Here is a 14530-nt window from a genome sequence, read left to right as displayed (position 1 = left end):
ACACCACGCCGATGTCGCGGCGTGGGGGCATTGTGGTCCCGTGCAGGTGGGCGGTGACTACATTGCCGCCGATCTCGATTGTGCCAAAATCGAATTTCACAAGCCCCAGCAGTGCGGATGCGAGCGTGCTCTTGCCGCAGCCCGACTCGCCGACGAGTGCCAGTGTCTCGCCCCGCGCGATCTGAAAGCTTATGTCGTCCAAGGCCTTTATGGCGCCGTGGCGCGTGGGATACACTTTGCACAGGCCCTCCACGGAGACCAGGCGAACGGGCGGTGCGGCGTTCATGGTGCCTCCGTGACCTGCTGATGGCGAACGGCATGATGGCATAGCGCCCAGTGGTCCTCGCCAAAGGTCCGTGCCGGCGGATCCGCCTCTGCGCAGATGCCAGTCGCCCCGTCGCATCGGTCGTGAAACGCGCAGCCCGTCGGTATCACGCCAGGATCGGGCACATGGCCGGGTATTGAGACGAGATCGCGGGTACCGCGGCCAACTACTGGAACCGTACCCAGCAGCTTTGCCGTATAGGGATGGCGAGGCTGGTCGATCACCGCCTCCACGCTGCCCATCTCAACGATCCGGCCCGCATACATGACGGCCACGCGATCGCAAAGTTGCGAAACGATGCCGAGATCGTGTGTGATGAACACGACGGCAAGGCCTTTCTCATCGGCCAGGCGCCGCAGGAGCCAGACGATTTGTGCCTGAATGGTCACGTCGAGCGCCGTCGTCGGCTCATCGGCTATCAAAAGGCGCGGCTGGCAGGCGAGCGCGAGCGCAATCAGGGCGCGCTGGATCTGTCCGCCCGAAAGCTGGTGCGGGTACTTCTCAAGTGCAAGCTCCGGGTCAGGGATGCGCACGGCCTTGAGCTCGCTCAAGGCCACGGAACGCGCTTCTGCCCGACCGACCGGTCGGTGGCAACAGATGACATCGATCATCTGCCGCCCAAGCGTGAAGAACGGGTTCATGGAACGCATCGGATTTTGGAAGATCATCGCAACGCGGCTGCCGCGCATGGCACGCAGTTCGGACTCCGGCCGCTCAATGACCTCCTGCCCGTCGATCCTGATGCTGCCGGTGACGCAGCCCGGTGGCGGCACCATCCCAAGACAGGCGCTCGCGGTCATGGACTTCCCGCAGCCCGACTCGCCCACCAAACCGAGTACTTCGCCTGCGGCAACTTCGAAATCAACGCCGCGCAGGATCGAAGTTGATCGGAAAAGGCCGGGAAAAGTCACTCCGAGGCCGCTAACCTGAAGAACCGGATCGCTCATTCCCTTCGGCCCTGTTTTGGGTCAAGAATATCGCGGAGACCGTCCCCAACGAGATTGAGTGCAAGCACTGTTACGAAGATCGCCAGACCCGGAAACAGCGCTGTCCACCAGTGATCGAGGAAGTCGACCCGGGAATCCGCCGCCATCAGCCCCCACTCGACCGCCGGAGCCCTTGCGCCCAAGCCGATAAAGCTCAGCGATGCCCCGGCCAGGATCGCGTAGCCAAAATCCGCCGAGGCCGCAACGATGACCGGAGTCAGCGAGTTTGGCAGGACGTGGCGAACCAGAATGCTCAGATGCCCCAAACCGATCGTTCGCGCGGCGCCGATATAAAGTTCCTCGCGCACGCGCAGAACCGCACCGCGCATAATGCGCGCCGTTCCTGGGAACCATGAGACACCGAGCGCGATCACAGCGCTCCAAATGCCAGGACCAAGTGCAGCAATGATGGCGATCGGCAGAAGCAGCGGCGGAAAAGCCAAGAAGACATCTGCTACACGCATCAAAAGAAGGTCGGTTCTGCCACCGAAATACCCTGCCACAAGTCCGATGGGAACGCCGATGACTAAGGATAGAAGGACAACACATAGGCCTACGAGCAGCGATATCCTTCCTCCATGGAGCACCCTGGCGAAGATGTCCCTGCCGAAGCGATCCGTGCCCATCAGATGCTCGGCGCCGGGGGCCAAAAGCCGCTCCGACATCATGATTTTGGTCGGCTCATAGGGTGCAATCCAAGTGGCCAGCACTGCACATGAAACCACCACCAGGAGGATGGCCACGCCAAAAACGAACAGCCGGTGCTGTCTGAAGAATGCTCTTGCAAGGATCAGCCGGTCGGGCCACTCGATGACGTCGATTTGCATCATCATCTCCATTACGCTGTTCTGAGCCGGGGATCGACGACCGCATACAGAAGGTCGACGATCAGATTGACCAAGAGGTATATGCCGGCCAGAAAGAGTGTGGCGCCGAGCGAGGCGGGGTAATCATTCTGCGCGATCGACGAAACCACAAAGGAACCTAGCCCCGGCCAGTCGAAGACAGACTCGACCACAACGGCTCCGCCCAGAAGGTAGCCATAGGTCAATCCAATGACCGTCAGGATTGGTATGAGGGTGGCCTTCAACGCATACCGATAATAGATCACGGACTTCGGCAGCCCATAGGCAAACGCAGTCCGAATATATTCCTCCTTCAGAACCTCAATCATCATGTTGCGCGTGATGCGTGTCACGGTAGCAAGCAGCAGGATGGTCAAGGTGAGGAGTGGTAGCGCTATGTGTGCAAGAGCGCTCGTAAAACCCTCCCAATTGCCGGTAAGAGGGGCATCTATAAGGAACAGACCGGTGATCGGCCTGATAGGGTTACCCAAAAGGATCGAAGTATCCACGCGACCGTGGAGCGGTAGCCATCCGAGCGCGCCGTAAAAGAGGAGCTGCAGTGACATCGCCAGGATGAAAGAGGGGATCGCGACGCCGGCAACCGAGGCCGTCCGGATGACATTATCGATGACCGAGTTCTGCCTTACTGCGGAAAGGATTCCGATCGGAACGCCAATAAGCAGAACGAGCACCATCGCCAAGGTAGTGAGTTCGAACGTTGCGCCTAATCGCTCGCGTACCTCCAACAGCACGGGCCGTCCGGTCAGCAGGCTATTGCCCAATTCTCCACGCAGCACATTGCCAATGAAACCCAGATATTGAACCGCGAGCGGTCTATTGAGTCCGAGTTCGTCGTTCATCTTGGCGATCATCTCAGAGGAAGGCCTCTGCCCCAGCATTAACTCCGCTGGCGAGGGGGCAAGCACTCGGCTCAGGACGAACATTATAGTGACGACGCCAAGTACGACGCCAACGATCATCAACAGTCGCTGAACCAAGTGCACTGCCATAGCCGTGATATCCTCCCGCTACTTTCCGCCTAGCAAGACCGCCTATCTGCTCAGGCTGTAGAGGGAGATCCATTCGTAGGCGGGATTGTTGGCTTGTTCCATTCCTTTGATATCGGAGGAATAGGCTACGACCCGGTCAACATCGGCATAGAAGATGGCGACGGCGTTCCGCATAAGTCTGTCCTGGGCGGCGATATACGTCTTAGCCGCAATGTCTTTGTCGACACCTTCCAATTTGAAGCCTTCGCCTACCAGCCGGTCGTACTCTTCATCGTGGTAATAGGAGAAGTTCCAGACGGGCTTCTCTTCGCTCTTAAAGGCGCCCAAAAAGTCCTGTGGAGACGGATAACCTGGCCAACTTACCATCGCGTTCAGGTGACCGGTGGTTTCAGGAGATCGCGCCTTTTTGTTGTAGCTGGTGGCAACCGCCTCAAGCTCAAGCTCGACATCAAGTCCGACAGCCTCGGCGTTGGCCCGGAACAGCTCTATTGCATCAATCTGCTCTTGATTACCCGCGTAGTACAGCGCCTTTATCTTCCAATCCTTCTTAGGGACGCCCGATTCTTCAAGGAGTGACAGCGCCTTTTGTGGATCATATGTGCCCACGTCGTATGTTCCGTGACCCCACAAAGTAGATACGACGGGACCCACCGGCTTTATGGCGATGCCATGAAAGATGTCCTTCAATACCGACTCGTGATCCCAAAGAGATAACAGAGCTTGGCGGAATTTCAGATTGTCTGTTGGATATTTTTGCGTGTTAATCATATAGAATTGCTTGCGCCAGCTCGGAATATCTGCGACGGAAACATTTGGCAAAGCCTTGAGGCTCTCGATCTGCGTAGCGGGAATACGGGGGCAAATGTTTGCTTCGCCGGAGCGGATCATCTGAATGCGCGTCGACATTTCGGCCACATAGGGGTGAAGGACACGGTCGATCTGGCCGCTTTTCCATCCGCCCCAGTAATCTTCGAATTTGTCGAGGACGATCAGCTTTCCCTGCTGAAACTCTGTCAACTTGTAGGGGCCGGTGCCGATCGCATCGCCCTGGTTCAGCCATTCGTCGCCCTTGTCGATGCCTGCCGGGCCGATCACGAAACCACTTCCACCCGCCACGAGATCGAAGGCGATGACATCTTTGAAACGGAAGAGGACGGTATGCTCGTCCGGCGTGTCCACATGCTCCAGACTAGCAATTAGGTAACTATTGCCCTTCCCAAGATCACGCGTATATTCGAACGACTTCTTGACCGCCGCCGAATTCAGCGGCGAGCCGTCGTGAAACTTTACCCCTTCGCGCAATTTGACGGTCCAGGTCTTGCCACCCTCCGTGCCCTCCCAAGCGATCGCCAGTTTCGGCAGGACCTTGCCGTCCTTGTAGGCAAAGAGAGTCTCGTAAACGTTGCCTAGCACATAGGCTTCGGCCGCATTGGCAATGGCTGGGTTCATGTTCTGGTACGCTACGTCCCAAATCCAGGTCAGCGTGTTCTGAGATGCCTGCTGTGCGACTGCCTGCAGGCTGGACCAGCTCAGTCCAGCGATGGCAATGGACGAACCTAGGGCACACTTGAGAATTTCACGTCGATCTATAGTCATTGCAGTTCCCCTTTTTCTTGGTTATTCGATTCATAGTAAATTCAGAAGCTTGCCTACAACCAGCCCCCTCATTCCGCAGAGAGTTTGGCCATCATCTTCACCAGAGGGCCCTGGAAGTTGGGGTCGGGGTCGGGATCGCCCGTGTTCTCGAGGACGCTGAAGTAAACGACCACGATGCCGGTGTCCGGGTTTGCTAGCATGTATTGGCCTGCGTAGCTGCTGACCTCCGACTTGCGCCTGATGGTTGGCGTCGGCAAAGCCAACGCATCCTTGTAGATGCAGCATTCCGCGACCACGCCGTTTGTACCTTGCAGATATTGGTCTCAATCACGTAACACGTAACTACGTCGTGATTGATTTTGCCCCCTGCTTTAGATCCCCTTAGACCCATTTTTTCCTAGCTTAGCGATGGTTCCGAAATCGGCTAATATCAAATCTTCGGCGGCCACCTCCAAACTGATATGGGGAACTGCCTGCATTCCACCGAACACGCCGACTTACATATGGACGTTTAGGGCAAATCCTGCGCGCATAATCAGAGCCGTGCTTTCGGCACGAGCAGCGATGGTATCGTAGGAAACGACGATCGCGCAGGTTCACATTGAAGGGAAGCAGAGACCAGATAGCACGGGCCACGAATTCGATCGGATAGCGATGGTTCTTTTGGTCAGTGCACTCACGGTTATGTGGCGCGCTGCTACCTCAATTTCCTTACCGGTCAATCAATGTATTGAGCCTATGATTTGCTTTCTCTTCGCCCCACAATAAGGCGCGTAACCTTTTGCGCTTCGACGACAAGGCGCGATCCGGGAGGAACGACAGTCGTGGAAAGACCTGCGTCGACAATGAGCGGGCCATCCAGTTCGTCCCCTTGGTACAGGTCTTCGCTGTTGAAGATCCGCGTTTTCAGCCATTGGCCGCCGAACATCACATCGCGTTCGGTGAATTTCAGTTCTGTCGTTCGCGTGCTGGATGTGTCCGGGGCAACGCCATTTCCCATGGGAGCGGTCGCTACCAAGCGCAATGCGACGATCTCTATCGACGCATCAGGATGGGAATGACCGTAGCGCTGGTTATAGGCTTGATGGAAAATCTCGGAAATTTGGTGAACGGACGTCCCATTTTGCGGGAGTTCCACCGTGACAGTATATTCCTGCCCGTCATATCGCAGATCGAGAAGGTACTGGTAGCGTATCTCGGCCTTACCGCCTGTTTCCGCGTCCAAATGAGCTTTTGCCAACTCTGACTGTTTCTCAAATCTACGAGAAATCTCGCATTCCTCGACATCCTTTATGAATTTGTTGAATTGAACCGCGATATCGTGGCGCATGGGCGAATGCAGCATCCCCCATGCGGAGAATACGCCCGCGTGCGGCGGCACTACGACGTCAGTGATTTCCAAGGCTTCTGCGAGAAAGGCGGCGTGCATAGCGCCGGCGCCACCAAACGCGACGATAGAGAAATCCCGCGGTTCGATGCCCTGTTCGACGGTAATCCTGCGGATAGCATCGGCCATTTTGGCATTCGTGATGTCCAGTATGCCTTCTGCAAGCGTTTCCGCATCCATTCCAAGCGACTTTGCTACCCTCGTTAGCGCGGCCTCCGCCTTTGCACGGTCGATCCGAACTGTTCCGCCCAACTCCGCACGTGGCAAGAAGCGATTTAAGAACACTTGTGCGTCGGTGACCGTGGGCGCTGTGCCGCCCTTCCCGTAACAGGCCGGCCCCGGTTCGGCTCCTGCGCTTTCAGGGCCTACGCGGAGGCCGCCCGCTTCGATATAAGCAATAGAACCGGCGCCAGCACCAATGGACTCAATTTCAACAACGGGCATGATAATGTCCATGCCAGAGAGCGTCGTCTGATTGACAACCCGCGGCTTGCCGTCAACGACGAGACTGACGTCGAAGCTGGTCCCTCCGACATCCGCGCATATGACATTATCCGTGCGGAAAAGTTTTGTCATTTCCGCCGCTCCTATGATGCCTCCTACCGGGCCAGAAAAGAGGGTTTGAATAGGCTGTTTACTCGCCTGTTTGACAGACATCAGACCGCCGCTGGACCGCGTTACATAAAGCGGTACTGTAAGTCCTCCTTCTTTCAGGCGCGATTCTACGACTCCAAGGTATTGCCGAACCAGAGGACTGATATAGGCATCCGCCACGGTCGACGCCGTACGCTCCGCCTCGCGCCACTCACGTGCGACTTCGTGCGAAAGTGACACCGAAATTCCTGGGACGTTCCGCTCCAGAAATTCGCGAGCGGCAATCTCGTGGTCGGGATTTTTGTAACTGAACAGGAAGCAGACCGCCACCGATTGAATCCCGTTCACCCTAGCGTGTTCGGCCGCGGCTTGCAGGTCGTCCAGATTTGTTTCCGCTATTTCGTTGCCTTCGTAGTCAAGGCGACCCCCTATCTCCAATGTATCCCGCCGCCGCACAAACTGTTCGGGACGCTGGAACTTGTTGTTGTACATTTCCCTTCGCGGTCGCGATCCCCGCATTATGAAGAAGCTGTCGCGAGCGCCGGCGGTCGTCAAGAGCATAATCCTGCCGCCAGAATGAGATAGCAGCGCGTTCAATCCTTGCGTCGTTCCGTGTACCGCAAACTCGACCTCGGCGAAATCGTCGATGACTTGGCCAAATGCACGCAATATTCCGTCAGATAGATCACTTGGCGTGGTCGGATATTTCGCCGCAAGTAATTCACCTGTGCTCGTATTTTGAACGACCACATCCGTAAAAGTGCCACCTATGTCGGCGGCTATCCTGTACCGGTCTTTTTTAACAATGGTGCTGATTTTAGCCATTTATCCTGCCCTCGTATTACTTGCGACCGGTGAGCGTATTTGTAATCACCGCTAGAATGATGATGGTGCCGGTGACTATCTCCCGGAGATATGGTTCGAGGTTCATAATGTTGAAGGCGTTGTTTACGATCGCCAACAGAAACACCCCCACCACCGTGCGCCAGATGGCGCCGGCACCGCCGCCAATCGACGTCCCTCCGAGAACAACCGCGGCGATCGCCTGCAGCTCGATCCCGGAACCGCTGTTGGGTATGCCGGTGGAAACCTTCGATGACAGAAGGATGCCAGCAAGAGCAGCCGCAAATCCCGCAATCGCAAAAGTTGATCCCTTGATGATTTTGGTTCGGATACCCGAAAGAAGCGCCGCCTCCTCATTTCCACCGACGGCAAAAATGTACCGGCCATACTGGGTGCGGTGAAGCACAAGCGTGGAGATTAGCACGAAAAGGACGAAAGCAATGCTGGGATAAGTGATCCCGTAAACAGTACCTCGCCCAAGCGTAGAATAGGATTCTTCCGTTACGTTGATCAGGTATCCGCCGGACATGGCGATGCCGCAGCCCCGAATTACGATGCTGGAAGCCAAGGTGATCAGGAACGAATTCAACTGAAGCCTGGCAATAAGGGTTCCGTTGGCTAAACCAATCATCGTGCCAATCACTACACCCGACATCAAGCCGACTATCGGCGTCGATGCATTGGCAACAAGTGCGGCCGTAATTCCGCTAACTGCGAACGTCGCTGACACGGATAGGTCAAAACCGCGAGCGATGATCACGAACGTCATCCCACATGCAATGATCCCGATCCCGGCGTTCTGGTCGAGCAGATTGCGCAAGTTCCTGAATGTGAGGAACGCAGGTTCCACAACCGCAAGGAGAATGACCGCCAGTACCAAGGCGATGAGGATGGCGTAATCCCCCAGGAGGCTCAGCCCATAGTTCTTGAACCGCACTGGTCTCTCCAATCTCTCGATCTCAGCGGTTTGCAGAAATTTTTATTCTCACCTGTTTGAATGGAGATCGCTCTCGCATACGCCAAGGCATTCGCGCAGGATTGCTCCGATCTCGATTTCCTCGGCGGATTTTTCGCCAACGATGCTGCCTTCACGCATGATGTACATCCGGTGGCACAAGCCAACCAGTTCCTCGATCTCAGACGAGACGATCAGGATAGCCATCCCACGCGCCGCCAGTTCGGCGATCAGATTGTAGATTTCGGATTTTGCGCCGATGTCCACGCCGCGGGTCGGCTCGTCAAGCAACATAACCGATGGGTTGCCGGCCAACCATTTTGCGAAAAGCACCTTTTGCTGGTTGCCGCCTGAAAGGGAGGAAACCAAAGCGTCGGTAGATGTGCATTTGATGTTCAGGCGGCCGGCCCACTTGCGTATCTCTTCCGCTTCTTTCCCGCGGTTTACTATGCCGAAAGGACGAAGCTCACTAAAATTTATGAGCGAGATGTTTTCCGCGATCGAATGTTCGAGGAACAATCCCTGCTCGCGCCGGCTTTCCGGCACCATGGCCAAACCATTGCGCATTGCCGTGATCGGCGTATGGCGGCCAACTGGGTACCCGTCGATTGCAACCATGCCACTTTGAAATTCGTCGGCACCAAAGATGGATCGCAACACCTCAGAGCGGCCGCTGCCGACAAGTCCTGCTATTCCGACTATCTCTCCCGCCTTAACCTGGATGTTGATGTTCTCGAATTTGCGCCGTCTTGTCAGGCCACTGGTAGACAACTTAACCGAGCTAGTTGGCGGCGGGGCCTTCTTGGGCGGAAAGATATCGGAGAGGTCGCGGCCCAGCATTGCAGCCGCCAGTGACGCGTGTGTTTGATCTTTAGCCGGTCCCGTTTGCACGTGCTTACCGTTTCGAAGGACAGATACAGCATCGCAGCTTCCGAGTATGTGGTCGAGGAAGTGGGATACATATATAAAGGTCGTTCCGCGATCCGTTGCCAACCTTTTGACGACTTGGTGCAAGTGTTCAGTTTCGGTAGGAGTAAGGGAAGATGTAGGCTCGTCCAGCACGATCAGTCGAGCGTTTCGAGAAAGCGCCTTGAGTATCTCCACTTGCTGCTGGTCAGCGATACTTAGCGATCCGACCTTGGCTCTTCCGTCGAGCTCGAATCCAAGTTCGTCACGTAGTTGGTTGAATTCCCGAAGGCTCCCCCGGTTTCGTAAAAATCCAAGTGTCGTGTTCTCGCGCCCCAGAAATATATTTTCTGCGACGGTTAGCTTCTGACAGAGAACAAGTTCCTGTTGGACGACAGCGATACCGCGCTCAATCGCTTCACGTGGTGACGAGACCGGCGTGTCGTCACCATCGTAGATCACGCGTCCATCGCTCGCCTGGAGAATCCCGCCGACCAGCTTTCCCAGCGTCGACTTGCCCGCGCCATTCTCTCCGACGAGACCGTGAACGCTTCCGCCGCAGACTTCAAAGGAGACATTCTGAAGTGCGATGGCGCCCGCAAAATGTTTACTGACATTGTCGACAACGACTTGCATTGTATACCTCTAGCCATCCCACTTGGATGACCAGTCCGGATGGGTATTGAGATTTGTCTTCGTGGCGATTGCCGCACCGACGGGCGAACGCGTTTCCAAATCGATAATCGGTTCAAATTCTTGACCGCGCATGGCTGCTATCATGTTCTTGCCACCGAGATAGCCTTCCATGTATGGCAACTCCACATAGGTACCATACCAGCGCCCTTGGCGGATTGCCGCTACCGCTGTTTGCGTAGCGCCTAGGCCGATAAGTTGAACGCCCTCACCGCCTACATTCATACCTGCGCCCGTCAACGCAACCTCCGCGCCGGCCGCCGCCTGGTCGGCGAAAGAGGTGATTACGTCCAGGTCCGGATTCGATTGCAAAACATCCTGCGTCACCTTGAGCCCAAGTTCTCTCCCCCACAGCGTGTCTTGGGTGGAGACGAGCTTGATCGAAGGAAACTCCGCAATATGTTTATTGAATGCCTCGATCTTGGGCACGTCCTGGGCTGCTGACCGGCTGCCTACTAGCAGCGCGACCTTGCACGGGTCCCTACCCTGACAGGCTTCCACAGTGGCTTCCGCGAGCCGAAGACCAATGCTGCCTACATTATAGCCAACGAATGTCGTCATCCCCTTGACCTGGAACTTGTCGGTTGTCGTTGGATCGGGTCCTAGCGGGTATTCGAGCGAACCGAACTTGATGCCTGCTTTGATTGCCTCCTCGGCCGCAGGGACCGCCGAAGAATAGCCCATCGGCAGGATCAGCATCCCGTTGAATCGTCCAGAAGCGACCGCGTCCTGGATTTGGTTGAACTGCCTGTCTGCATCAAACGCACCGTCGAACAATTCAATTTCAACGTCGCCAGCTTCTTTCGCCGCCTCCTTTAGACCCGCTAGGCTAGTCAGTGTGAAGGCGTTGTCAGCCGCGAAGCCGAACAACGCAATGCGAATAGGATCGGCAGCATATGCTGGCCCGGATAAGGCCGCTGCGACGCCTGCCAAGGCTGCTATCTTATAGGTCAGATTCACTCGACTTCTCCTCCCGTCACAAAGGGCACCCTAAAGATAGCAGGGCCCCGAATGCCCGCTAATATCAAAGTTTCGGGGGCTATGTTGGAATTGGTATGAGCCATGTCGCCTCAAGTCTGGTTTCTTGCACACTGGATAGAACACTGAGCAGCTCCTATGCGATGCGGCTACTCAGTGTCGTGGCAATGAGCCAGATCGAACTGATCGGACACGAAGCGACGTGCTTGTCCATACGCGATTAAGGAAGCCAGGAATGATACGTGTGGGAATAGATGTCGGAGGAACATTCACCGATTTCGTATTGATAGACACGAAATCGGGAAAGGTCATGTACTTCAAGGAGCCCTCGACACCGCACGATCCGTCAGAAGCTATTGAAACCGGTCTGGCCAGCGCGCTGGCCAAACATGATCTGAAACCCGAAGAAATCGAATTCGTCGGTCACGGAACAACCGTCGGCACGAACATGGTCATCGAGCTTCGCGGCGCGGAGACTGGCCTGATAACGACTAAAGGATTTCGTGATATCCTGGAAATCGGCCGACAGATGCGCCCAGACGTATATAACTACCGGGTAATCAAGCCGATACCCCTGGCAAGGCGACAGTACCGGATCGAAGTCTCCGAACGAGTCGATGCTCGCGGAAACGTGCTGGTGGAACTCGACGAGGCCGAACTCCGACGCGGGGTGGAATACCTGGCCCGCGAGGGCGTGGAAGCCGTGGCTGTCTGTTTCCTGCACAGCTACTTGTACCCGGAACACGAACTGCGCTCAGAAAGCATCGTGCGGGAATTGATGCCGCGTGCGTTCGTTAGCCGATCAAGCGACGTTTTGCCTGAATTTCGTGAGTATGAACGATTTTCAACAACGACAGCCAATGCGTATTTGGGGCCGAAATTTGAGAACTACCTTGCTCGGTTGGTCGAGAGGCTGACGAAGTTGGGCATATCGGCAAAGCCCTACACGATCCATTCAAATGGCGGGCTGATGTCCATAGATACGGTTCGCCGATACCCCGTTCGAACCTGTCTGTCGGGTCCAGCCGCCGGGGTAATTGGTTCTGCCGTCATCGCAGCGCAGGCAGGGTACAAAAATGCGATCACTTTTGACGTTGGCGGCACGAGCACGGACGTATCGCTTATCAGTGACGGAACGCCGCATTTTACTACAAGTCGCGAAGTGGCATCATATCCTATTAAGACGCCGATGGTCGATATCCACGTAATTGGCGCCGGCGGCGGCTCAATTGCTTATATCGATAGTGCCGGTGCCTTACATGTGGGACCACGGAGCGCTGGCGCCGTGCCAGGTCCGGTCGCGTATATGCGAGGCGGCGTCGAACCTACGTTAACCGACGCTAATGTTGTCCTGGGTCGTCTTAACCCTGTCGCGATATTGAACGGGACAATGCCCATCGACCTCAATGGCGCGCGGAGGGTCGTCGAGGAAAAGATTGCCATTCCGTTGGGAATGAGTGTGGAACAAGCAGCCTATGGGATTGTACGGATTGCCGTCTCGAACATGGCTCGCGCCATCCGCTCGGTGACAACGCAACGCGGCGTCGATCCGCGCAAATATGCATTCATAGCCTATGGTGGCGCTGGGCCATTGCATGGTGTTGAGACAGCGATCGAATGCGGACTGTCGAGGGTTGTGGCGCCGAGGGAGCCCGGAACGATGTGTGCGCGTGGTATCCTTGTTTCCGATATCAGCCTCGATTTCGTTCAGAGCAAGATCCGCCCCTTCATTCGCGAATGCTGGTCGAGCATCACGTCGGAAATGGAAGTTTTGCGGGGCGAAGCCGAGCGCTGGCTGGCTAGCGAGGATGTGCCCCAATACCAACGGAAATATGAGAATGTACTGGAGGCACGGTACTTTGGACAGAACCACGAGGTGCAAATTCCACTCCCGAATCCTCTGCCAGATGCCGAAACCTTCTTGCGGGAATTCGAACATGCGCACCGCAAGGAATACGGCTATTCGCTCCCCGACCGTCAGATCGAGATAGTAAACTTTCGGGTCCGCGGATCCGCGCCATCTTCAGGAACGGCCAGCCACTGCCAGCAGCCGAACGGCAAGCTTGAAGCGGCCATCATTGGGCGGCGCGAATTCTTCGTCGACCCGGATGTAAAATGGGTGGATGCGGTCGTTTACGAACGCGACAGGATTCCGGTTTCGACGCGGATCACTGGTCCCGCGATTGTCGAGGACATGAGTTCGACCTGCGTGATCTTTCCCAACCAGGTCGCCTTTGTGGACGCTCCGGGGAACCTGATCATTGAACTGAACAAAGAGAGCGGGCAATAAGCAGATGACGAAGAAAGATAGCGGCAGCGCACCGGTCTCCGATCCGATTGCGATGGAAGTTTACAACAACCGCTTGATGACGATTGTCGAGGGAATGTTACATATCCTCGTGCGTTCATCCTTTTCCACGAATGTAAAGGAACGGCGCGACTGTTCTGTAGGATTGTTCGACGCTACCGGCCGGGTTCTCGCCCAGACAGTACACACTCCTCTGCACTTGGGCTCCACAGTCGGCGCGGTTTCCCATTTGCTGAAGGAGTTTTCGCCGGAGCAAATCAGCGAAGGCGACGCCTTCATGTGTAACGATCCCTATGTTGCCGGGGGTACCCACCTCCCCGACATCACTGTGGTCTCGCCGGTCTTCTACAATGGCAAGCTGTCGTTCTTTCTCGCAAATATCGCCCACCATTCGGATGTCGGCGGCGTGGTTCCGGGATCCATTTCGGGTACCGCCGAAACAATATTTGCAGAAGGAATTCGTATCCCGATTGTCCGACTGCGGCACACAGGCAAAGTGCAGAATGACATCGTTCGTCTCGTCACCCTGAATACACGTGATCCCAAGGAACGCGAGCTCGATCTGGGGGTGCAACTCGCAACGAATGACCGCGGGATCGTCATGGCTCAGGAGCTTCTCGATCAAATCGGAGATGATCGCCTTACGGCAGCAATAGCGGATATGATCGCCCATACGCGGCACCGCCTCCTCAATCAGCTCGCAGCGTTCACGTCGAAAGAGGCCGATTATGAGGCATTTCTCGACGACGATGGTATTGGCGACGAACCGGTAAGGATCGCCGTGCGGATATCCGTATCAAGCGGCAAATTACTATTCGACTTTTCAGGCACCGGTCCGCAAGCCGCAGGTGCAATGAATGTACCGTTCAATGCCCTGCAGGCGACGGTAGTGTATTGCGTCAAAATGATGATCGATCCGGGATTGATGCCCAATCATGGCATTTTCGACTGCATCGAGATTCAGACGCCCGGCCGGACGATCGTCAGTCCCGCACATCCCGCAGCGGTTGGCGCGCGATCGATCACTGCGAACAAGGTCGCGCGCGCGGTCATTGGAGCACTTGCGCAAATGCTACCGCAGGAGCGCGGTATTGCGTCGGGCCA

At 56.0% G+C, this 14530-nt stretch carries 12 protein-coding genes; 2 read left to right on the top strand and 10 right to left on the bottom strand.

All coding sequences use genetic code 11. The features are described from left to right. From NKJ06_RS30585 to NKJ06_RS30540, 10 genes are all read right to left on the bottom strand, one after another. Positions 1 to 286, bottom strand: a 286-nt coding sequence (locus NKJ06_RS30585) for an ATP-binding cassette domain-containing protein (protein ID WP_352811793.1), incomplete at its 3' end; no start/stop codon positions are given. After that, on the bottom strand, positions 283 to 1272 hold the full coding sequence (locus tag NKJ06_RS30580) for an ABC transporter ATP-binding protein (protein WP_352811792.1): 990 nt from the start codon (positions 1270 to 1272) through the stop codon (positions 283 to 285). The genes NKJ06_RS30585 and NKJ06_RS30580, both read right to left, overlap by 4 nt. Further along, positions 1269 to 2150 (bottom strand): ABC transporter permease, encoded by an 882-nt coding sequence (locus tag NKJ06_RS30575; protein ID WP_352811790.1) that lies wholly within the window; start codon positions 2148 to 2150, stop codon positions 1269 to 1271. The genes NKJ06_RS30580 and NKJ06_RS30575 overlap by 4 nt, the downstream gene beginning before the upstream one ends. Then, positions 2150 to 3166, bottom strand: a complete 1017-nt coding sequence (locus NKJ06_RS30570) for an ABC transporter permease (protein WP_352811787.1) — start codon at positions 3164 to 3166, stop codon at positions 2150 to 2152. The genes NKJ06_RS30575 and NKJ06_RS30570 overlap by 1 nt, the downstream gene beginning before the upstream one ends. A 42-nt stretch (positions 3167 to 3208) precedes the next feature. Next, entirely contained in the window at positions 3209 to 4762 is a 1554-nt protein-coding gene (locus tag NKJ06_RS30565) for an ABC transporter substrate-binding protein (protein ID WP_352811784.1), read from the bottom strand. A gap of 68 nt (positions 4763 to 4830) precedes the next feature. Beyond that, positions 4831 to 5058, bottom strand: a complete 228-nt coding sequence (locus NKJ06_RS30560) for a hypothetical protein (RefSeq protein ID WP_352811782.1) — start codon at positions 5056 to 5058, stop codon at positions 4831 to 4833. A 440-nt stretch (positions 5059 to 5498) separates the two neighbouring features. Next, positions 5499 to 7568, bottom strand: a complete 2070-nt coding sequence (locus NKJ06_RS30555; RefSeq protein WP_352811780.1) for a hydantoinase/oxoprolinase family protein — start codon at positions 7566 to 7568, stop codon at positions 5499 to 5501. Positions 7569 to 7584: 16 nt separating this feature from the next. Beyond that, positions 7585 to 8523 carry an ABC transporter permease gene (locus tag NKJ06_RS30550; protein WP_352811777.1) on the bottom strand — a complete coding sequence of 313 codons (939 nt, stop codon included), beginning with the start codon at positions 8521 to 8523 and terminating at the stop codon, positions 7585 to 7587. 48 nt (positions 8524 to 8571) lie between these two features. Continuing rightward, positions 8572 to 10083: a sugar ABC transporter ATP-binding protein gene (locus tag NKJ06_RS30545; protein ID WP_352811776.1), complete on the bottom strand. Its 1512-nt coding sequence runs from the start codon at positions 10081 to 10083 to the stop codon at positions 8572 to 8574. Between the two features lie 9 nt (positions 10084 to 10092). Beyond that, positions 10093 to 11100, bottom strand: a complete 1008-nt coding sequence (locus NKJ06_RS30540) for a sugar ABC transporter substrate-binding protein (RefSeq protein ID WP_352811774.1) — start codon at positions 11098 to 11100, stop codon at positions 10093 to 10095. Between the two features lie 253 nt (positions 11101 to 11353). Between NKJ06_RS30540 and NKJ06_RS30535 the strand changes: the two genes are divergently transcribed. Both NKJ06_RS30535 and NKJ06_RS30530 read left to right on the top strand, forming a co-directional pair. After that, a complete protein-coding gene (locus NKJ06_RS30535; RefSeq protein WP_352811772.1) occupies positions 11354 to 13408 on the top strand; it encodes a hydantoinase/oxoprolinase family protein in 2055 nt (684 codons plus the stop codon). A gap of 4 nt (positions 13409 to 13412) precedes the next feature. Continuing rightward, a partial coding sequence (locus tag NKJ06_RS30530) for a hydantoinase B/oxoprolinase family protein (protein ID WP_352811769.1) occupies positions 13413 to 14530 on the top strand: 1118 nt, incomplete at its 3' end.

Source organism: Mesorhizobium sp. M0293, from assembly GCF_040321735.1.
GTDB lineage: Bacteria > Pseudomonadota > Alphaproteobacteria > Rhizobiales > Rhizobiaceae > Mesorhizobium.
This window is presented reverse-complemented; position numbering and strand designations above follow the sequence as displayed.